At 67.8% G+C, this 19746-nt stretch carries 19 protein-coding genes; 2 read left to right on the top strand and 17 right to left on the bottom strand.

Annotated features, from left to right (window positions below; all coding sequences use genetic code 11):
* Window positions 1-439: 439 nt before the first annotated feature.
* Entirely contained in the window at window positions 440-1693 is a 1254-nt protein-coding gene (murA, locus tag JJ683_RS05720; RefSeq protein WP_200172060.1) for a UDP-N-acetylglucosamine 1-carboxyvinyltransferase, read from the bottom strand.
* A gap of 40 nt (window positions 1694-1733) precedes the next feature.
* Here murA and JJ683_RS05715 point away from each other — a divergent pair, with 40 nt between their 5' ends.
* Window positions 1734-2318 carry a cob(I)yrinic acid a,c-diamide adenosyltransferase gene (locus tag JJ683_RS05715; protein WP_200172058.1) on the top strand — a complete coding sequence of 195 codons (585 nt, stop codon included), beginning with the start codon at window positions 1734-1736 and terminating at the stop codon, window positions 2316-2318.
* 23 nt (window positions 2319-2341) lie between these two features.
* On the opposite strand, the gene JJ683_RS05710 is transcribed toward JJ683_RS05715, so the two are convergent.
* From JJ683_RS05710 to rho, 16 genes are all read right to left on the bottom strand, one after another.
* Window positions 2342-2761 carry a DUF2550 domain-containing protein gene (locus JJ683_RS05710; protein WP_307810707.1) on the bottom strand — a complete coding sequence of 140 codons (420 nt, stop codon included), beginning with the start codon at window positions 2759-2761 and terminating at the stop codon, window positions 2342-2344.
* 97 nt (window positions 2762-2858) lie between these two features.
* Complete coding sequence (locus JJ683_RS05705; RefSeq protein ID WP_200172055.1) at window positions 2859-3227, bottom strand: F0F1 ATP synthase subunit epsilon; 369 nt, start codon at window positions 3225-3227, stop codon at window positions 2859-2861.
* A gap of 9 nt (window positions 3228-3236) precedes the next feature.
* Window positions 3237-4682 (bottom strand): F0F1 ATP synthase subunit beta, encoded by a 1446-nt coding sequence (gene atpD, locus JJ683_RS05700; RefSeq protein ID WP_200172053.1) that lies wholly within the window; start codon window positions 4680-4682, stop codon window positions 3237-3239.
* Between the two features lie 3 nt (window positions 4683-4685).
* The gene (locus JJ683_RS05695; protein WP_200172051.1) at window positions 4686-5663 is read right to left on the bottom strand and encodes a F0F1 ATP synthase subunit gamma; all 978 of its coding nucleotides are present in this window, start codon (window positions 5661-5663) and stop codon (window positions 4686-4688) included.
* A gap of 49 nt (window positions 5664-5712) precedes the next feature.
* Entirely contained in the window at window positions 5713-7356 is a 1644-nt protein-coding gene (gene atpA, locus JJ683_RS05690; protein WP_200172049.1) for a F0F1 ATP synthase subunit alpha, read from the bottom strand.
* A gap of 79 nt (window positions 7357-7435) precedes the next feature.
* Window positions 7436-8251, bottom strand: coding sequence for a F0F1 ATP synthase subunit delta (locus tag JJ683_RS05685; protein WP_200172086.1), 816 nt, complete (start codon window positions 8249-8251; stop codon window positions 7436-7438).
* Window positions 8252-8256: 5 nt separating this feature from the next.
* Complete coding sequence (locus JJ683_RS05680) at window positions 8257-8823, bottom strand: F0F1 ATP synthase subunit B (RefSeq protein WP_200172084.1); 567 nt, start codon at window positions 8821-8823, stop codon at window positions 8257-8259.
* Window positions 8824-8829: 6 nt separating this feature from the next.
* A complete protein-coding gene (locus JJ683_RS05675) occupies window positions 8830-9081 on the bottom strand; it encodes an ATP synthase F0 subunit C (protein ID WP_276520827.1) in 252 nt (83 codons plus the stop codon).
* 100 nt (window positions 9082-9181) lie between these two features.
* The gene (gene atpB, locus JJ683_RS05670) at window positions 9182-9976 is read right to left on the bottom strand and encodes a F0F1 ATP synthase subunit A (protein WP_200172047.1); all 795 of its coding nucleotides are present in this window, start codon (window positions 9974-9976) and stop codon (window positions 9182-9184) included.
* Between the two features lie 287 nt (window positions 9977-10263).
* Window positions 10264-10767, bottom strand: a complete 504-nt coding sequence (locus tag JJ683_RS05665; RefSeq protein ID WP_307810706.1) for a Cg1360 family ATP-synthase-associated protein — start codon at window positions 10765-10767, stop codon at window positions 10264-10266.
* Between the two features lie 73 nt (window positions 10768-10840).
* A complete protein-coding gene (locus tag JJ683_RS05660; RefSeq protein WP_200172043.1) occupies window positions 10841-12013 on the bottom strand; it encodes a glycosyltransferase family 4 protein in 1173 nt (390 codons plus the stop codon).
* 46 nt (window positions 12014-12059) lie between these two features.
* Window positions 12060-12713, bottom strand: a complete 654-nt coding sequence (locus JJ683_RS05655) for an L-threonylcarbamoyladenylate synthase (RefSeq protein WP_200172041.1) — start codon at window positions 12711-12713, stop codon at window positions 12060-12062.
* Between the two features lie 62 nt (window positions 12714-12775).
* On the bottom strand, window positions 12776-13723 hold the full coding sequence (gene prmC, locus JJ683_RS05650; RefSeq protein ID WP_200172039.1) for a peptide chain release factor N(5)-glutamine methyltransferase: 948 nt from the start codon (window positions 13721-13723) through the stop codon (window positions 12776-12778).
* Between the two features lie 25 nt (window positions 13724-13748).
* Window positions 13749-14828, bottom strand: a complete 1080-nt coding sequence (gene prfA / locus JJ683_RS05645) for a peptide chain release factor 1 (RefSeq protein WP_200172036.1) — start codon at window positions 14826-14828, stop codon at window positions 13749-13751.
* A gap of 108 nt (window positions 14829-14936) precedes the next feature.
* Entirely contained in the window at window positions 14937-15164 is a 228-nt protein-coding gene (gene rpmE, locus JJ683_RS05640) for a 50S ribosomal protein L31 (RefSeq protein WP_200172033.1), read from the bottom strand.
* A gap of 130 nt (window positions 15165-15294) precedes the next feature.
* The gene (gene rho, locus JJ683_RS05635; protein WP_200172031.1) at window positions 15295-17334 is read right to left on the bottom strand and encodes a transcription termination factor Rho; all 2040 of its coding nucleotides are present in this window, start codon (window positions 17332-17334) and stop codon (window positions 15295-15297) included.
* A 744-nt stretch (window positions 17335-18078) separates the two neighbouring features.
* Here rho and JJ683_RS05630 point away from each other — a divergent pair.
* On the top strand, window positions 18079-19701 hold the full coding sequence (locus JJ683_RS05630) for a long-chain fatty acid--CoA ligase (protein ID WP_200172029.1): 1623 nt from the start codon (window positions 18079-18081) through the stop codon (window positions 19699-19701).
* Window positions 19702-19746 lie beyond the last annotated feature (45 nt).

Raw genomic sequence — 19746 nt, 5'->3', positions numbered from 1 at the left:
CAACGACAAGGCATGACATGCCAAAAATTTTGGCACTGGCATTCATCGACACACTGTTGAGTTCTCAAAGAACACGCACAACCACCACCACCCGGACACTCCCAGGCGAACTGCGGCCGCACCTGCTGGATACACCGTAGCACACTCACAAGCGCACCGCCCCCAGCCCCTTCCGGGCTTGGGAGCTGCTCTCGCCGCTCCGGCCCGACCAAAGTTACGCCCACCCCCACCCAAACACAAATCCCCAGGTCAGCGCAGGCGTGCGCGGCGAGACTGCATCGCAGGCATTCGGATGCGGCCACCTGCGGCGGCGAGCGTGGGTGACCGGGATCTCGTTGCACGCCCGTGCTGCACCCTTATCAAGACGTCAGGCCCCGGGCCTCCGGCACTGTCGCCGGGAGCGCGGGGCCTGACACCGATCAGGCGGCCGGCCATCGCCTCAGAGGACTCGTTCGATCTTGGCGCCGAGCCGGGCGAGGTCCTCGACAAAGTCGGGGTAGCCGCGATCGATGTGATGCACATCGTGGATCTCGGTGGTGCCGTCCGCGATGAGCCCGGCAAGAACCAGGCCCGCGCCCGCGCGGATATCGGAGGACCACACCGGGGCGCTGGAGAGTCGCTCAATGCCCTGCAGGCCCACGTGATGGCCGTCCACCCGCGCTTGCGCCCCGAGGCGCACCATCTCCTCCACGAACCGGAAGCGGGCTTCGAAGATGTTCTCGGTGATCATCGAGCTGCCGAGCGCAATCGAGTCGAGAACGATCGCCATCGGTTGCAGATCCGTCGGGAACCCCGGATACGGCAACGTGGAGAAGTTCACCGCATGGGGGCGCTCCTGCTGGCGCACGCGGAAGCCGTCGCCGATCTCGGTGACATCGGCGCCTGCTGCACGCAGCTTGTCGAGCACCAGCGTCAGATGGCCGGGGTCGATGCCGCGTACGGCCACGTCGCCGCGCGTGACTGCTGCGGCGATCCCCCACGTGGCAGCGACGATCCTGTCGCCGATCACGCGGTGCGTCGTGGGGTGCAGGCGTTCGACGCCCTCCACCGTCAGTACGGGGGACCCCGCGCCCGTGATCCTGGCCCCCATCTGGTTGAGCATCTCGCAAAGATCGACGATGTCAGGCTCGCGGGCGGAGTTGACGATCGTAGTCACCCCCTCCGCCAGCACCGCCGCCATGAGAATGTTCTCCGTGGCACCGACGGACGGGAACTCCAAAGTCATCTCCGCGCCGAAAAGCGTATCGGCCTCGGCGACGACACAGCCGTGCTCGATCCGCGACACCGCGCCGAGTGCACGCAACCCGGCCTGGTGCATGTCCAACGGCCTGGACCCGATGGCGTCGCCCCCGGGGAGCGCCACCACTGCGCGGCGGCACCGTGCCAACAGCGGGCCGAGTACGCAGACCGACGCCCGGAACTTCTCGACCGCTTCGAAGTCTGCGCGGTACCGCGGCATCGCAGGCACGTTGATTTCCACGACGTCGCCGTCGAGCCGCACATCGCAGCCGAGCCCCTCGAGTACGTCGGCCATCAGCGGCACGTCGAGGATCTCCGGGCAATTCGTGATGCGCGTCGTTCCCTCGGCCAGCAGCGCCGCAGCCATGAGCTTGAGCACGCTGTTCTTCGCGCCGGCGACGCGCACCTCGCCGGTGAGGCTCGCGCCGCCGGTCACCAGGAATCTCTCAGTCACAGGGTCACAGCCTAGGCCAGCCGCACGGTACCGTGATCACATGGCCGTTCATATCACACGCGTATACACCCGAACCGGCGACGATGGAACGACGGGCCTCAGCGATTTCTCGCGAGTGCACAAGACCGATCCCCGGCTGGTCGCCTACGCGGACTGCGACGAGGCGAACGCGGCGATCGGTCTCGCCGTCGCCCTGGGGCAGCCGTCCGAGCCCGTGCTGGGCGTGCTGCGGAAGATTCAGAACGATCTGTTCGATGCCGGCGCAGACCTCGCTACGCCCATCGCCGACAACCCGAAGTACCCGCCCCTGCGCGTCACCGCCGGCTACATCGACCGGCTGGAGTCCTGGTGCGACGAGTTCAACGCGGATCTTCCAAAGCTCGATTCGTTCATCCTTCCGGGCGGCACGCCCATCGCGGCGCTCCTGCACTCCGCCCGCACCGTTGCGCGACGTGCCGAAAGATCCGCATGGGCACAGGTGGAACGTCAGCCGGAGACGACCAACGTATTGCCCGCCAAGTACCTCAACCGGCTGTCCGACTTGCTGTTCATCCTCAGCCGGGTGGCGAATCCCGGAGGCGACGTCCTGTGGAAGCCCGGCGGAGGCGCAGCCGCCGACGCATGATTCGACAGGCGGCGACCCCCGCCCTACCGATGCCTGCGCGAGGTGCGCCGCAGCGAGCGCTCCGGCGGGCGAGACTCCACCCAGGACTGGAACGCCGTCATCGACTCGCGCTCCAACGCGATCTCCACGCGAAGCCCGTCGCCCTCCACCGCCACGATGGGCATGGATCGGCTCATGATCTCCAATTCCGTGCCCACCGGCGTGCGCCTGCCGCCCAGCTCGAGTCGGCTGCGTCGGAGGTTGAGGTCCGCGAACATGCGCAGGCTCGACAGCCGGTAGTAACGCACGCCGCTGTCCCCGTAGACGATCACCCCATGCCGCCAGCCCGCCCCGGCGGCGGCCGGCAATCGGCGCAGGATCACGGAGGTCGACCCGCGCCGCACCACGTAGTACCGATAACCGAAGGCCGCGGCAAGCCAGAGGGCTATTGCTCCGACCAGCACACATACCACAGTGATGACGATTGCCATCGTGGTAGGCACTGGTGGGGACCCCTGACTTGTCGCGGCCTTGAGACGTGCTCGATTCTACTGCGTCACGTCAGGAACGCTCGACCGCCTTCAGCCGTCCGCGTGCGCGCGAGATCTCCACTTCGTCGGCGCCGGCATCGTCCAGCACTCGACGGGCCTCCTCCGCGTCGACCTCACCGGACCAGTCCGCAGTTTCGGCGAGGATGCTCACCTTCTGCCCGGTGACGGCGAGGAACCCGCCATGCACCGCCGCCACGCGTCGCTCGCCCTCGGAGGTCGTGATCGCAATGACCCCGCCTTCCACGAGCTGTCCGAGAACTGGAGCGTGACCGGGCATGATCCCGATTTCGCCCTCGGTGGTCTGCGCGGAGACGAGAGTGGCCGAGCCAGACCACATCCGCTCCTCCACTGCGACCACTTCCACGGTCATCTCAGCCACGGGCCACCGTCACTTCCCGGCGATCTTCGCCGCGTTCGCCTCGACGTCGTCGAGGCCGCCGCAGCTGTTGAAGGCCTGCTCAGGCAGGTGATCGTACTCGCCCTTTGTGACCTTGTCGAAGGCCTCGATCGTATCGGTGAGCGCAACGACCGAGCCGACCTGACCGGTGAACTTCTCCGCGACGAGGAAGTTCTGGCCGAGGAACTTCTCCAGACGGCGAGCACGGCCGACCAGCACCTTGTCCTCTTCGGAAAGCTCGTCCATGCCGAGAATGGCGATGATGTCCTGCAGTTCCTTGTACTTCTGCAGGATCCGGATGACCTCCTGGGCCACCCGGTAGTGCTCATCACCAACGATGGCCGGCTCCAGGATCCGCGAGGTCGACGTCAGCGGGTCCACCGCCGGGTAGATGCCCTTCTGCGTGATGGCACGCGAGAGCTCCGTGGTGGCGTCGAGGTGCGCGAACGTCGTCGCGGGCGCGGGGTCGGTGTAGTCATCGGCGGGCACGTAGATGGCCTGCAGAGACGTGATCGAACGGCCGCGGGTCGAGGTGATCCGCTCCTGCAGCTGACCCATCTCGTCGGCCAACGTGGGCTGGTAGCCCACCGCCGACGGCATGCGGCCCAGCAGCGTGGACACCTCGGAGCCGGCCTGGGTGAAGCGGAAAATGTTGTCGATGAACAGCAGAACGTCCTGGTTCTGCACGTCACGGAAATACTCCGCCATCGTCAGTGCCGACAGTGCTACGCGCATACGGGTACCCGGCGGCTCATCCATCTGGCCGAACACCAGGGCGGTATCGGGCAGCACGCCCATCTCGTCCATTTCGAGGATGAGGTCGGTGCCTTCACGGGTGCGCTCGCCGACGCCGGCGAACACCGAGGTTCCGGAGAACTCGCGAGCGATTCGGGTGATCATCTCCTGGATGAGAACCGTCTTGCCCACACCGGCGCCGCCGAAAAGCCCGATCTTGCCGCCCTTGACGTACGGGGTCAAAAGGTCGATGACCTTGATGCCCGTCTCCAGGATCTCTGTCTTGCCCTCGAGCTGGTCGAAAGCCGGCGGCTGACGGTGGATCCCCCACTGCTCGCCGTCGCGGCCCGTTCCCGGCGCGTCGAGGCAGTCGCCCAGCGCGTTGAATACATGGCCCTTCACGACGTCGCCGACGGGCACGGAGATCGGCTTGCCGGTGTCCGACACCGGCGTCCCGCGGACGAGGCCGTCGGTCGGCTGCATCGAAATGGTGCGTACCAGGCTGTCGCCCAGATGCTGCGCCACCTCGAGCGTGAGCTTCTTGGCGACCGACTCCAGGGCGATGTCGGCGTGCAGTGCGTTGTAGAGGGCCGGGACGGCACCGCGGGGGAACTCGACGTCCACAACGGGGCCGATGACCCGCACGACCCGCCCTGAGGCAGAGGTGCCGGACTCCGAGTCCTGCGTCATTGCTGCGGTCATTGGTTAGTCACTTCCTGCGCTCGCGGCCAGCGCGTTGGCGCCACCGACGATCTCGCTGATTTCCTGGGTGATCTGGGCCTGACGTGCCTGGTTCGCCTCCCGCGAGAGGACATTGACCAGATCGTTTGCGTTGTCGGTCGCCGCCTTCATCGCGGTGCGGCGCGCCGCCGACTCCGACGCGGCGGCGTCGAGCAGCGCGGCGTAGATCCGGGTGTTCACGTACTTCGGCAGCAACGCCGACAGCAGGGCGTCCGCCTCCGGCTCGAAGTCGTAGTCCGCGCCGGGTTCGTCGGGATTCTGCTGGCTGTCACTGAGCATGTCGTCACCGAGCTCGACGATCTCCTCGTGCACCTGGACCTCCAACGGAGCCACCCGGCGCACCTGCGGCGTCTGGGTGAGCATGGAGACGAACTGGGTGTACACGATGTGCAGCTCGTCGACGCCCTCGATTGTGCCCTCGCCGCCGGGCGCGTCGACCTGCTCGCCCGAGCCGGCCATGAACAACTCGACGAGATGCCGTCCGGCGGAAGCGGTGTCGGCGTACTTGGGCTGCTGCGAGAAGCCGGCCCACGACCCGGCGAGCTCGCGCCCTCGGAACGTGTAGTAGCCGATGCCCTTGCTGCCCATCACGTAGACGACGACGTCCTTGCCCTCGCCGCGCAGCAGCTGGGTCAGCTCCTCCGCCTCTTTGATGACGTTGGAGTTGTAGCCGCCGCACATGCCGCTGTCGCTGGTGACGACGAGGATCGCGGCGCGCTTCGGTTCGCTGCGCTCCGTCAGCAGGGGGTGGTCGAGAGCCGCGGACGCGCTGGCGAGTTGCGAGAGCACCTTGGTGATCTCCACCGAGTACGGCTTTGACGCGGCCACGCGCGCCTGCGCCTTCGTGATGCGCGAGGTGGCGATGAGCTCCTGGGCTTTGGTGATCTTCTTGGTCGAGTTGACCGATTTGATTCGCGAACGGAGCTCGCGCAGGGTTGCCATCAGCCGGTCACACTCCCCTCACTGATAGTCGAAACACTCAACACGATGGTCACCGGGTGACCGTCTTGCGGTTGACCGTGACGGTCTCCTGATCGACGGCCTCGGGCGCGAGTGCATCAGCCTCCGCCTCGTTGACGACCCGACTGCCGTCCGAAGCGAGGAACCCCTGCTTGAAGCGGTCCGTCGCCGCGACGAACTCCGCAGCGGCGTCGTCGCCCAGGACGGTGCCGCCCGCGATGCTGTCGAATGCGCCGCCCGCATTGCGGTGCAGATCGTCCAGCAGTTCAGCGACGAACCGGCGGATGTCCTCGACAGGCACCGAGTCCAACTTGCCTTCGCTCGCGAGGAAGATCGTGACGATCTGATCCTCGACGGTGACCGGACGGTACTGGTCCTGCTTGAGCAGTTCGACGAGGCGGGCGCCGCGATCGAGCTGCGCCTTCGACGCCGCATCGAGGTCCGACGCAAACGCCGAGAAGGCCTCGAGCTCGCGGTACTGCGCCAGGTCCAGGCGCAGCGAGCCGGACACCTTCTTCATGCCCTTGGTCTGCGCGGCGCCGCCGACACGGGACACCGAGATACCGACGTCGATGGCCGGCCGCACGCCGCGGTTGAACAGGTCCGAGTCCAGGAAGACCTGGCCGTCGGTGATCGAAATCACGTTGGTGGGAACGTACGCGGAGACGTCGCCGGCCTTGGTCTCGATGATGGGCAGGCCGGTCATCGAGCCGCCGCCCAGCTCGTCGTTCAGCTTCGCGCAGCGCTCCAGCAGCCGGGAGTGCAGGTAGAACACGTCGCCCGGGTATGCCTCGCGGCCCGGCGGGCGGCGCAGCAGCAGCGAGATGGCGCGGTAGGCCTCGGCCTGCTTGGTGAGGTCGTCGAACACGATGAGCACATGCTTGCCGCCGTACATCCAGTGCTGGCCGATGGCTGAGCCGGTGTACGGTGCGAGCCACTTGAAACCGGCGGAGTCAGAGGCGGGCGCGGCGACGATGGTGGTGTACTCCATCGCGCCGTTCTCCTCGAGGGCCGACTTGACGCCCGCGATCGTGGAGCCCTTCTGCCCGATGGCGACGTAGATGCACCGGACCTGCTTGGTCGGGTCGCCCGAATCCCAGTTGGCCTTCTGGTTGAGGATCGAGTCGATGCAGACCGCGGTCTTTCCGGTCTTCCGGTCACCGATGACGAGCTGACGCTGCCCGCGTCCGATCGGCGTCATCGCGTCGACGGCCATCATCCCCGTCTGCAACGGCTCTTCCACCGGCTGGCGTTCGAGCACGGTGGCCGCCTGCAGTTCCAGCGCGCGCTCGCCCTCGGATGCGATCTCACCGAGACCGTCGATGGCCTGGCCGAGCGGGTTCACCACGCGGCCCAGGTACCCGTCGCCGACCGGCACGGAAAGCACCTCACCGGTGCGCCGGACTTCCTGGCCCTCCGCGATACCGTCGAACTCGCCCAGGATGACGGCGCCGACCTCTCGCGCCTCCAGGTTGAGGGCCACGCCCTGCACGCCGCCGGGGAACTCCAGCAGCTCGTTCGACATCGCCGACGGCAGGCCGCTGATGTGCGCAATGCCGTCGCTGGTGTCCGTGACAACGCCGACCTCCTCGCGGGAGGCCTCCGGGGAGTAGCTCGCGGTGTAGTTCTCGATCGCGCTACGGATCTCGTCGGAGGAGATCGTCAGCTCCGCCATGTTCTTCCTGCTCTCGGGTATCGATTGTGGGTTTTCACTGTGCCGATGCTCGTGTGACCCGCTCGGGCCGCCGGCGCGCTCAGCCGATGGACTTGCGGACGGCCGCCAGCCTGCCCGCACCGCTGCCGTCGATGACCTCGTCACCGACTCGGACGACCACGCCCGACAGCAGAGCGGGGTCTACCTCCACGTGGACCGTGACGCGCCGGTTGTACAGGCGCGACAGGGAGTCGACCAGCTTCTGCTGCTGCAACTCCGTCATGGAGGTCGCGCTGCGCACATGCGCGACTGCCTGGTCGCGGCGGTCTGCCGCCATGTTCGACAGCGTGTCGAACAGCGCCGCCGGCGGGCCGCTCAGACGGCCGACGCCCTGCGCCGCCAGCGCCTCGGTGACCGACGTGACCTTGTCGTAGAGCAGGCGGGAGATCAGTTGCCGCTTGCGTTCGGGGTCCGCGGTGCGGTCCGTCAGCGCGATCTCCAGTTCCGGGTTACCCGCGACGATCCGCCCGAGCCGGAACAGCTCGTCCTCGACCACCGCGAGCCGGCCCTGTTGATCCGCCGAAACCAGGAAGGCCTCGCGACCCAGTAGCTCGACCGAGTCGACCAGGTCGCGGGCGGACGACCACTGCTGGCCGACGGCGCTGCGCAGCACCTTCTGCGCGCTCTCGCCGATCCTCTCACTGAACACGGTGTCAGCAAGGCGTTCGCGGGCGGACTGCTCCGCGGACGGATCGGACAGCAGGCCGCGCAGGCTCCGCTCGGCGTCCAGGACGTCGACCACCAGGAACAGGTCGCGGCCGATGCGCCCGGCACCCGTCCCGTCCGTGTTCGCGGAGAGCTCGGCCTGCAGCGATGCCCGTGCGGCCCCGAGGGCCTCACGGCTTGCCGCGTACATCTCCGTCACCGGCCCACCTTGTCCGCGGTCCCCGCATCGACGGAATCCAGCTCACTGAGGAACCGGTCGATGGTGCTGGCACGCTTGACGTCGTCGGACAACGATTCGCCGATGATCTTCTCGGACAGGTCCACGGCGGTGCGTCCGAGATCCCCACGCAACTCGGCGACGATCTGCTGACGCTGCGCGGCGAGCTGGCTGCCGCCTGCGGCGACGATACGGTCGCTCTCCTCCTGGGCCTTGGTCTTCATCTCTGCGATGATCTGCTTGCCCTGATCTTGCGCGTCCTCACGGATGCGGGCCGCCTCGACACGAGCCTCGGCGAGCTGGGCGGTGTACTGCTCCAGCGCGGACTGCGCCTTGGCCTGCGCTTCCTCGGCTCGGGCGATGCCGCCCTCGATCTTCTCGGAGCGCTCGTCCATCACCTTGCGGTAGGCGGGAAGCGCGAACTTCCAAAAGAAGAAGCCGATGATGATGAGAACCACGATCGACCAGACGATGTCGTACGCCGTCGGGATGATCGGGTTGTGATCCGATTCCTCGGCCGCAAGAACGGCCAGATGAGTGCTCAGCATGATCTAGAAGATGAAGCCGGTGACGATGCCGATGAGCGCCAGCGCCTCGGTGAAGGCGATGCCGAGGAACATCGTGGTGCGGATCTGGCCGGACATCTCCGGCTGCCGGGCCATGCCCTCGATGGCCTTGCCGACGACGATGCCGATGCCGACGCCCGGGCCGATGGCCGCCAGGCCGTAGCCGACTGCGCCGAGGCCCTTGAACTTCATTTCATCAGCCGCCAGGAACTCGACAGCCTGCTGCGCAACGCTCATTGTCAATCCATTCCTTTATCGTGTGGCTCAGCGCCGGTGGTTGGTCGCCGAGTCGGTCTGTGGGTTGTCGGTCGGTCCGGAAGGTCGGTGACGTGCCCGGTCAATGCTCTTCGGCATGCAGGGCGAGGTCGATATACACGGCCGTCAGCAGCACGAAGATGTACGCCTGCAGGACGATCACCAGTAGCTCGAAGCCCGTGAACGCGAAGCCCACCAGAAGCGATGCGATGCCGAACGGTCGCATCCACCCCATCGCCTCACCGAAGAAGAAGAACTGGGTCGCGCCGAAGAACAGCACGAGCAGGATGTGCCCGGAGAGCATGTTGGCCATGAGACGGATCGTCAGCGTGAACGGCCGGAGGATGAAGGTCGAGACGAACTCGATCGGCACGAGCAGGATCAGCAGCGGCCACGGCACGTTGGGGATGACGACCGTCGACTTGAAGAACCGGAAGAACCCGTACTTCTTGATGCCGGCGTAGTTGAACGCGATGTAGGCGACGACCGCCAGGACAAGCGGTGGGCCGATCAAACCGTTGGAGGAGATGTTGAGGAACGGGATGATCGACGAGAGGTTCAGCGCCAGGACCATGAAGAAGATGGTCATGAGCAGCGGCATGAACCGCCTGGCCTGCTCTTTGCCGAGAATCTCCTCGCCCACGTAGATCCGGACGAAATCCATCAGGTATTCGACGACGTTCTGCAGTCCGCGCGGAACGATGCGCGCACGCCGTAACCCCAGGTAGAAGAACAGCAGCAGCGCGGCGGTCATGATCAGCCGCACCATGATCAGCCGGTCGATCTCAAACGGGGTGTCACCGAACAACAGCGGCCCGGGGAAAAACTCCTCCTGCAGCTCCGGCGGATGGAATTCTCCGTAGTCAAAGAAGCTCATTGCGCTCGCGGTCTCTCCCGTTCTCGGTCCGTCGATGAAGCCACAGTGTGTATCTGATCTGAATATTGATCTGACGCTGGTCTATCGGCCGCCGACCGGCACTCCGCCCCGGCCCGCCGCAACCCGCACTGAAGCGTGGTCTCGGTGCGTGACCACGGCCACCTTTCGGGGCCACTTCACAGGCCTGCCGGGCAGCAGCGTATCAATTCCGGCCACCGCATGCCCGCGGGGGGCGCCCTCAGCAAATATACTACATCCCGTAGTACGGCGGACGGTCGACCTTGCCCTCAACGGGTCGCCGGCCCTCCGGTCCCCTCCCCCTCGGCGCCGTCCAGGTCCGTGCCGGCCGCGGACGCGCCCTCGTCCGGCCCTGCGGCGGACGGCTCCGGCGTCACGTACGTCGCATTGGTGCGCGCGATAGCGGTCGACTCCGCCGCGAGCATCACCACGAGGACGGCGATGATCGTGACGACGAGCGCCGGCTTGTCGTAGAAGTCCATGCGCCGGACGACGACCATCACGGCGATAGCGATGATGATCTTCAGCAGCCAACTGCCAAGAAGGATGGCGCCCGTCGTCGTCGGTGCCACGTTCCTGGTGGCATACATGATGATGATGGTCGCGAGGATGAACGCCCCGCCCACGGCGGCCCCGACCAGCGCTCCCCATACGCCCGGCGCGCCAGCGACGAGCCCCCACACGACGAGGCTGACGACGGTCACCGCCGCCAGGCCGACCGCACCGTAGCGGATGGCCGCCAGCAATGGTGCGAACTGATTGGGGTGTTGCACGCCTGGGTGGTTCACAGGCAGTGAGCATAGCCTGTGCGCCCCGCCGCGCCGGCGCCGGTCTTCGGACGATGCGTCATGACCGCAACCGGGGAACCACGGTCGCCGCGATCGCCACCAGGAACAGGCCGGCGGCGATGGGGATCACGACCGCGATTCCCAGCAATGCCGGCCCCACCGCCAGGAACGCCAGCGAAACGGTCCACAGGTAGAGCAGGAGCACCACCCGGCGGTGTGAATGACCGATCTGCAGCAGCCGGTGGTGCAAGTGCATCTTGTCCGGACTGAACGGGCTGCGCCCCGCCCGGGTACGACGGACCACGGCCAGCAGCAGGTCGAGGAACGGAATGAACATGATCGCCCCCACCACGAGCACCGGCGAGAGCAGTGCGAGCAGGTCCTTGGTCCCGTAGGCGGCCAGACCGATACGCCCGGACGCACTCGTCGACGCGGCGGCGAGCATGAGGCCGATGAGCATCGACCCCGAATCGCCCATGAAGATTCGCGCGCGGTGGAAATTGTGCGGCAGGAACCCCAGGCAGGCCCCGCCCAGCGCGGCGGCGATCATCGCGGGAGGATAGGCGCTGACGTCTCCGCCCTGGTCGCGCAGGAGGCTCACGGAGAAGAGGCACACCGCTGCGGCCGCGATCAGCCCCACGCCCGCGGCGAGGCCGTCGAGCCCGTCGATGAAGTTCACCGCGTTGATCATGACCACCGTGACGAGGACGGTGAGCGTGCCGGCCTGGAGCTGGTCGAGGACCACGGTCACTCCCCCGCCCCACGGAAGGAAAAGCAGAAACCAGGTCAGGCCGAAAACGACCATAACGCCCGCGGCGGTGACCTGCCCGACGAACTTGGTGAGCGCGTCAAGCCCCCAGGTGTCGTCGATGGCGCCGACGATCACGATGACCGCCCCCGCGACCATGACGGCGACCACGTCGGTACCGAACTCGAATCCTCGGGTGAGAGCGGGCAGCTGACTGGCCAGCCCGAACGAGATGACGATGCCCAGATACATCCCGACGCCGCCGAGCCGCGGGACGGGCGTCGCGTGCACGTCGCGTTGCCGCGGGATCGCCATCGCTCCGAATCGGATCGCGAGCACACGGACCACGCCTGTCACCAGGAACGTGATGACCGCACTCGCCAGCACCAGCAGGCCCAGCTCGCGCACCGGCACACCGAGACCGCCCGCGGCCTGAGCGACCAGACGCACGGCCGCGTCCGGCGACCCCGGCACAGCGGACATCGCTGCGCCGTCGACGATTACCCCGCTGATGGCGTCCGCCCCGCAATCAGGACCGCAGGTCCTCAGCGGAGACGCCTACGACGTCCGCCACCGATTCCGCGGTCACCGCCCCCTCACGCAGGATGCGCGGCGCGGCGCCGCTGACGTCGACGATCGTCGACGGCACGCCATGCTCGCAATGGCCACCGTCGAGGAAGACCTCCACAGCGGAGCCGAGCTGCGCCTTGGCATCGGCCATCGTGGTGCTCGGCGGACGCCCGGAGATATTGGCGCTGGACACGGCCATCGGGCCCACCGTGCGCAGCAGCTCGACGGCCACGGGGTGCAGCGGCATGCGCAGCATCACGGTGCCGTGCGCGTCCCCCAGGTCCCAGCCGAGCGACGGGGCCTGCCGGACCACCAGGCTCAGCCCGCCCGGCCAGAACGCCCGGATCAGGCTCCGCGCCTGGTCGGAGACGCTGTAGACGAGTCCGTCGATGGTCGACCACGAGCCCACCAGCACAGGCACGGGCATGTCTCGCCCACGGCCCTTCGCGCGCAGCAGAGACGACACCGCATCGCCGTCGAACGCGTCGCAGCCGAGTCCGTAGACGGTGTCCGTCGGCATCACCACCAGTCGGCCGGAGCGCAATGCCGATGCGGCGGCATCGATCCCGGCCGCCCGCGACGCTGGATCCGCACAGTCGAAAACAGTGTTCACACCCTCATCCAATCATCCGTCCGATTCACGGTGGTGCGCGCTCCACCCGGCAGCGGGATCGCTCACCGCCACCACTGTGCCTCGGCGGCGGTCGCCGCACGCCTCGCCACGACGAACCGCGGCCTGCCGACGAGGTCCGCCTCCTGCGAAACGTCGTCGAATACCCTGCGGGCACGGAACAGCTCGGCCGTCGCGTCGCCATTGGTCGCGTCGTGTTCGACTCCCACGATGCCGTCGATCCGCAGCCATCTGGCGATATTAACGACCATCGGCCTGATCACGTCCAGGCCGTCCGCGCCGGCGAACACGGCCCGGGCCGGATCATGGTCCCGGACCTCCACCGCCACCGGCGTCGACTCCGGCACATAGGGCGGATTCGCCACGATCACGTCGACGCCGCCCTCGAGCCGCGCGAGCAGGTCACGGTCGGTGACATCGCCCTGGTGCAGGTGGATAGGCGTGTCGCCCGCCCGGGCCCGCGCGTCGGCGTTCCGCCGGGCCCAGACGAGCGCGGCGGTATCCAGCTCCACGGCGTGCACCTCGGCATCGGGCCGTTCATGCGCTATCGCCAGGGCCAGGGCGCCCGAACCGGTGCACAGATCCAGCACTACGGGCCGGGCGCACTCCGGACGCGGCCGCCGCGCGGGATCGGTGCCGCCTTCACGGGCCGCATCCCACCGGCGCAGACCCGCAACCGCCCACGCGAACAGCAGCTCGGTCTCGAACCGCGGGGTGAAAACGCCCGACCCCACGGCGACGTCAATCGGGCCGAGGGGGGCGCTGCCCAGAATGTGCTGCAACGGCACCCGTGTCGCGCGCAGCGCGACCAGTTCGCGGTAGCGGACCAGCACATCCTCGTCGACCAGCGGCACCAGGCCGAGCCGCGACCGTTCCACCCCGGCCACGTGCGCCGCGAGGATCTCCGCGTCGACCCGGGGATCCGGGACGCCTCCGGACGCGAGTTCCGCCGCGGCGTCGATGATCGCGAGCCGGAGCGGACGGCGGGTCATCGCCGCACCACCGTTGCGGGCGCCGTCATTCCGCCTGCACCCGCGCGTCGCGGTCGGCCTGTGCCAGCGCGTCGATCAGTGGGCCGAGCTCGCCATCGAGCACGGCGTCGAGGTTGTGCGCCTTGAAACCGATGCGGTGGTCGGCGATCCGATTCTCCGGGAAGTTGTACGTGCGGATGCGCTCGGAGCGGTCGACTGTGCGGATCTGGCTGTGCCGGTCCTCCGCCGCCTCCGCCTCCGCGGCCTCCTCCGCCGCAGCCTTGAGCCGCGCCGCGAGCACCTGCAGGGCGCGGGCCTTGTTCTGCAGCTGCGAACGCTCGTTCTGGCAGGTGACCACGATGCCGGTGGGCAGGTGCGTGATGCGCACGGCCGAGTCGGTGGTGTTCACGCCCTGGCCGCCCTTGCCGGAGGATCGGTAGACGTCGACGCGGATGTCTGCATCATCGATCGCGATGTCCTCGACCTCCTCCGGCTCCGGGTACACGAGCACTCCGGCGGCGGAGGTGTGCACCCGGCCCTGCGACTCCGTGACCGGTACCCGCTGCACACGGTGGACGCCGCCCTCGAATTTCAGCCTCGCCCACACTCCGTCCGGGCCGTCGGCGCGCGACTTGATCGACAGCGTCGCCTCCTTATACCCGCCCAGGTCGGACACGGAAGCGCCGAGGACTTCGACCTTCCAGCCGCACTGCTCGGCATAACGCAAGTACATCCGCGCCAGGTCGGACGCGAACAACGCGGACTCTTCGCCGCCCTCCCCGCTTTTGACCTCGAGTACGACGTCGTCGCCGTCGTGGGGGTCTCGAGGGGCGAGAAGATCCGTCAACTGCGCGTCGAGCTCGCCGACGCGCGACTCCAGGGCCTGCGCCTCCTGCGCGAAAGCCGCGTCCTCCGCCGCCAGTTCACGCGCGGCCTCGAGATCCGCGCGGGCCACCGCCAGCCGGTCGTGGACCGCAATCAGCGGCGACAGCTGCGCGAACCGCTTGCCCACGCGGCGCGCCGCCGCCGGGTCGTCGTGCAGCGCCGGATCGGACATCTGCTGTTGCAGACCCGCATACTCGGCAAGGATGTCGTCGATCGCCGACGGCTGCCGCGTCCCGCTCATCTCACTCCTCGATTGACGGGTCCGCCGTGCACGGACCCCGCTGACCGGTGCCGGAACGACGCCGGCGCCCGGCCTGCGTTGGCTGCAGGACGGGCGCCGGCGGCACGGCTACTTCGCGGAAGAACCCTTGGTGCGCTTGCCGTAGCGCGCCTCGAAGCGGGCGACGCGGCCGCCGGTGTCGAGGATCTTCTGCTTGCCGGTGTAGAACGGGTGGCACTTGGAGCAGACTTCGACGTTGATACGCGCGTCTTCCTTCGTGCTCATGGTCTCGAATGTGTTCCCGCAGCCGCACACGACGGTCGTCGCAACGTACTCGGGGTGGATGCCAGTCTTCATGGGGTCCTCTCGTAGTGGTCCCGGGTCGCCGCCGGCAGTCAGGCCGACGACGTGAACCGGTACCGGACACAACCGTACAAGTATGTCAGAGCGCGTTTTGTTCCCGGAGCCCGCATCGGTCACCGGACGCTCACTCGGGGGCGGCCCCGAGGGCGGTCTTGGAGACCTGCATGAGGAACTCGTAGTTCGTCCTGGTCTTCTTCAGCTGCTCCATCAGGACGTCGATGGCCTGCTGCGAATCGAGCCCGGACATCACCCGACGCAGCTTGTGCACCACCGCGGCCTCCTCCGACGCCAGCAGCAGGTCGTCCCTGCGTGTGCCCGAGGGGTTGATGTCGACGGCCGGGAACACGCGGCGCTCCGCGATCTTCCGGTCCAGCTTGAGCTCCGCATTGCCGGTGCCCTTGAACTCCTCGAAGATGACCGTGTCGCCCTGCGACCCGGTCTCGACCATCGCCGTGGCGATGATCGTCAGCGAGCCGCCGTGCTCGATGTTGCGCGCCGCGCCGAGAAACCTCTTGGGCGGGTACAGCGCGGTCGAATCGACGCCACCGGAAAGGATGCGGCCCGACGCCGGGGACGAGTTGTTGTAGGCACGACCGAGCCTCGTGATCGAATCCAGCAGCACCACGACGTCCTTGCCCGACTCGACCAGCCGCTTGGCCCGTTCGATGGCGAGTTCCGCCACCGAAGTGTGGTCCGACGGCGGGCGGTCGAACGTCGAGGCGATGACCTCGCCGCGCACCGACCGTTGCATGTCGGTCACTTCCTCCGGCCGCTCATCGACGAGCACCACCATCAGATAGCACTCGGGATTGTTCGTGGCGATCGCATTGGCGATGCTCTGCAGAACGGTAGTCTTACCCGCCTTGGGCGGACTGACGACGAGCGCGCGCTGCCCCTTGCCGATGGGCATGATCAGGTCGATGACCCGGGTGGTCAGCTGGTTCGCCTCGGTTTCGAGGCGCAATCGCTGGTTGGGGTAGAGCGGCGTGAGTTTGGAGAACTCCGGGCGCGACTTCGCCGTGTCGACGTCGGAACCGTTGACGGTGTCCAGCCGCACCAGAGGATTGAACTTCTGCCGCTGATTCGGGTGGTCGTTGTCCCGCGGCACCCGGACGGCCCCGGTGATCGCGTCGCCGCGGCGCAGCCCGTTCTTGCGGACCATGTTCATCGACACGTACACGTCGTTGGACCCCGGAAGGTAACCGGAAGTGCGCACGAAAGCGTAGTTGTCGAGTACGTCGATGATCCCGGCCACGGGCTGCAGCACATCGTCGTCCCGCACCTCGACGTCGCCGCCGCGATCGCCGCGGTCGCGCCCGCGCCTGCGCTCACGGAACCGACGTCCGCGCCGGCCTCCTCCGTCGCCGTCGCCCTGGCCGCGGCCAGGACGACCGCCCTGGTTTCCGGAGTTCCCGCCCTGGCCTCCGGAACCACCACCCTGGCCGTCGGCGTTCTTCTCACCGCCGTGATCGGCCGGCTTGCCGTGGCTGTTCTTGTCGCCCCCGCGGTTGTCGTTGCCCCCGCGGTTGTCGTTGCCCCCGCGGTTGTCGTTGCCCCCGCGGTTGTCCCGGCCTCCGCGCCGCGACTGCCCGCCGCGGTCCCGGCGATTGCCGTCTTCATCACCGCGGCCGTTCCCGTCGCCGCCGCGCCCGCGAGATGCCTTGTCGCCGCCCGCGGAGTCAGGTCGGTCGGTCTGGTGCTGGTCGGTCTGGCGCTGGTCGGTCTGGCGCTGGTCGGCGGCCCCGCCGCGCCGGTCCCCCTGCGCATCGCGCACTACCGGCGACGCGTCCGCCGTCGCGTCCTGCTTCTGCCGGGCGCTTCCGCCTGCCGTTTCGCCGTCGGCGGCATCCGTCGAGGCGGGCGCGTTCTGCGCGGGTGCCACCGCAACGGAGGCCTCCTTGGCCGGTGCATCTGCAGCCGCGGGCGCCTTTCGCCGGCCGGTCGGCGCTGCGGTCTTCGCGCCCCCGCCGCCGGACTGGTGCTCCTGGATCGCGGCGAGCAGCTGCCCTTTGCGCATGCCCGACGTGCCCTTGATGCCGAGTTGCACGGCCAGCGCTTTCAGCTCGGGAAGAAGCATGGACGACACCGCGGACTTGTCGCCGCCGCGCGCGCGGGTACCGCCTTGCGCGGCGCCTGCGGTGTTGATGAGTTCCGTATCGGTCACGGAGGTCCTTTCTTTACCCGGACGCGGATCGCGCCCCGGGCCTGGCCGTAGATCGCATTGCGCGATATTCACGGGCTGGCACCCATCGGCGGGTGGAATCCGCCTGCACCGATGGTGATGAGTCTTCAGTTGCCGCACGTCACCCAGGCGTCACCGGTCCGGCACACACGCCCGGACCCGCAGCGCCGCCCCGCACCGGGCCGCGTGGTGCGCTCCTGATGCTCCGGCCACGGCCGGAGAACGACACGACGCCGAACGCGCCTCCCTGCACGGCACTCGTTGCGCGCCGGGCACTGGCCTTCTGCATGCACGATGCAGTGGTGCAGAGGGGACGTCAACCGGCTGACCTGATCCGCCACCGGGGTTCCGGCGCGGAGCAGGCCCTCGAGGAATCAGGAGCATGTCCTCAGAGGAGAACCGACCGGACCGTGCCGCCCTCGACCGACCGCTTGGAAGGAAGCTCATCGTCCAGGCGAAACGGAGCATCGGAACGGCATCCGGATCAGCAGCCCACTGAGCGTCGACCCGTTCTGCATGAACCCCGCGGCAAAGCGTTAGGGAGCATGCGAATCAGCACAATTCGTGCGGACACGGTCCAGAATAGCCCGCCCGGAACGACCCTGCAACAACGCCCCCGGCGCGTCGCGATCCCGATCCGCATCTCCCGCCGCCGTTCGACGGACGATATGGTCGTGGTCACACCCGGCGCCCCGTGGGGGCGATCCACCACAGGCAGGAGATCCGATGCTCAGCACGATGCAGGAGGCCCCGCTTTCGATCGCGCAGCTGTTGCGCTACGGAAGCACCATCCACAGCGAGGCCCAGGTGATCACCTGGACGGACGAGGGGCCCCGCAGCGCGAGTTACGCCGAAGTGGGCCGGCGCTGCGCCCGCCTGGCGCACGCACTCCGCGGCCTGGGTGTCACCGGCGACCAGCGGGTCGGCACCTTCATGTGGAACAACCAGGAACACCTCGAGGCTTACCTGGGCATTCCCGCGATGGGCGCCGTACTGCACACCCTGAACATCCGCTTGTTCCCGGACCAGCTGGTGCACGTGGTGAACCACGCCGAGGACCACGTCATCCTGGTCGACCCCACCCTCGTCCCGCTGCTGGCGCCGCGCCTCCCGGAGTTCACGACGGTGCGGCACATCGTCGTGAGCGGATCGCAGGTGCCGGAGTTCGACCTCCCCGACGGAATGACGGTGCACAGCTGGGAGCAGCTCATCGCCGGCGAGCCGGACGATTTCGACTGGCCCGAACTCGACGAACGCACCGCGGCGGCCATGTGCTACACATCCGGCACCACGGGAGACCCCAAGGGCGTTGCGTACTCGCACAGGTCCATCTGGCTCCACTCGATGTCGATCTGCATGACGGACGGCATGGGCCTCAAGCAGGGCGACCTCGCGCTCGCGATCGTGCCGCAGTTCCATGCCATGTCGTGGGGCATGCCTTACGCGGCGTTCATGATCGGCGCGTCGCTGCTCATGCCGGACCGTTTCCTCCAGCCGGCTCCCCTGGCGCAGATGATCGCCGAGGCCCGCCCGAACTTCGCGGCGGCCGTGCCGGCGATCTGGCAGGGGCTCCTGCACCACCTGGAGGACCACGATGACGACGTGTCCTCGATGAAGCTGGTCGTCGTCGGAGGGTCGGCCGTGCCGCCGTCGTTGATGCACGCATTCGAGGAGCAGTACGGGATCCGGGTGCTCCACGCGTGGGGCATGACCGAGACGTCCCCACTCGGCTCCGTGGCCAATCCGCCGGCCGGAACGGAAGGCGATGAGGCCTGGCGCTACCGGTACACGCAGGGCCGTTTTCCGGCGGCCGTCGAGGCACGCCTGGTCGACGACGACGGCGCCATCGTCCCCAAGGACGGGGAGTCGGTGGGCGAGCTCGAGGTGCGGGGGCCCTGGATCGCGGGCGCATATTACGGCGTCGATTCGGCGGACAAGTTCGACGACGGATGGTTGAAGACGGGCGACGTCGGGCGGATCACCCCCGACGGCTACCTCACTCTCACAGACAGGTCCAAGGACATCATCAAGTCCGGCGGCGAGTGGATCTCCTCCGTCGATCTGGAGAACCTCGTCATGGGGCATCCCGATGTCCTCGAGGCCGCCGTGATCGGCGTCCCCGACGAGAAGTGGGATGAACGCCCGCTGGTGGCGGTCGTACTCCGCGAGGACTCGGACACGACTCCGCAGGTGCTCCGGGACTTCCTGGCGGGCAGCATCGCGAAGTGGCAGCTGCCGGAGAACTGGGCGCGGATCACCGAGGTGCCCAAGACCTCGGTGGGCAAGTTCGACAAGAAGCGCCTGCGTTCGAGCTATAAGGCCGGCGATCTCGAGGTGGAACGCATCTGACGCGGCACGGCCGAACCGCTGCGGCCCCGCGCCCCTCACCGGGTG

This window comes from Tomitella cavernea (assembly GCF_016599145.1).
Lineage (GTDB): Bacteria > Actinomycetota > Actinomycetes > Mycobacteriales > Mycobacteriaceae > Tomitella > Tomitella cavernae.
The sequence above is the reverse complement of the archived record's forward strand: the minus strand, read 5'-3'. Positions and strand labels throughout refer to the sequence as shown.

Excerpts from the sequence above, each read along its gene's own strand:
- JJ683_RS05715 (WP_200172058.1), top strand. The coding sequence starts at position 1,734 with ATGGCCGTTCATATCACACGCGTATACACCCGAACCGGCGACGATGGA.
- atpD (WP_200172053.1), bottom strand. The coding sequence starts at position 4,682 with ATGACCGCAGCAATGACGCAGGACTCGGAGTCCGGCACCTCTGCCTCA.
- JJ683_RS05695 (WP_200172051.1), bottom strand. The coding sequence starts at position 5,663 with ATGGCAACCCTGCGCGAGCTCCGTTCGCGAATCAAATCGGTCAACTCG.
- atpA (WP_200172049.1), bottom strand. The coding sequence starts at position 7,356 with ATGGCGGAGCTGACGATCTCCTCCGACGAGATCCGTAGCGCGATCGAG.
- JJ683_RS05685 (WP_200172086.1), bottom strand. The coding sequence starts at position 8,251 with ATGTACGCGGCAAGCCGTGAGGCCCTCGGGGCCGCACGGGCATCGCTG.
- JJ683_RS05675 (WP_276520827.1), bottom strand. The coding sequence starts at position 9,081 with ATGAGCGTTGCGCAGCAGGCTGTCGAGTTCCTGGCGGCTGATGAAATG.
- atpB (WP_200172047.1), bottom strand. The coding sequence starts at position 9,976 with ATGAGCTTCTTTGACTACGGAGAATTCCATCCGCCGGAGCTGCAGGAG.
- JJ683_RS05660 (WP_200172043.1), bottom strand. The coding sequence starts at position 12,013 with ATGTCCGCTGTGCCGGGGTCGCCGGACGCGGCCGTGCGTCTGGTCGCT.
- prmC (WP_200172039.1), bottom strand. The coding sequence starts at position 13,723 with ATGACCCGCCGTCCGCTCCGGCTCGCGATCATCGACGCCGCGGCGGAA.
- prfA (WP_200172036.1), bottom strand. The coding sequence starts at position 14,828 with ATGAGCGGGACGCGGCAGCCGTCGGCGATCGACGACATCCTTGCCGAG.
- rpmE (WP_200172033.1), bottom strand. The coding sequence starts at position 15,164 with ATGAAGACTGGCATCCACCCCGAGTACGTTGCGACGACCGTCGTGTGC.
- JJ683_RS05630 (WP_200172029.1), top strand. The coding sequence starts at position 18,079 with ATGCTCAGCACGATGCAGGAGGCCCCGCTTTCGATCGCGCAGCTGTTG.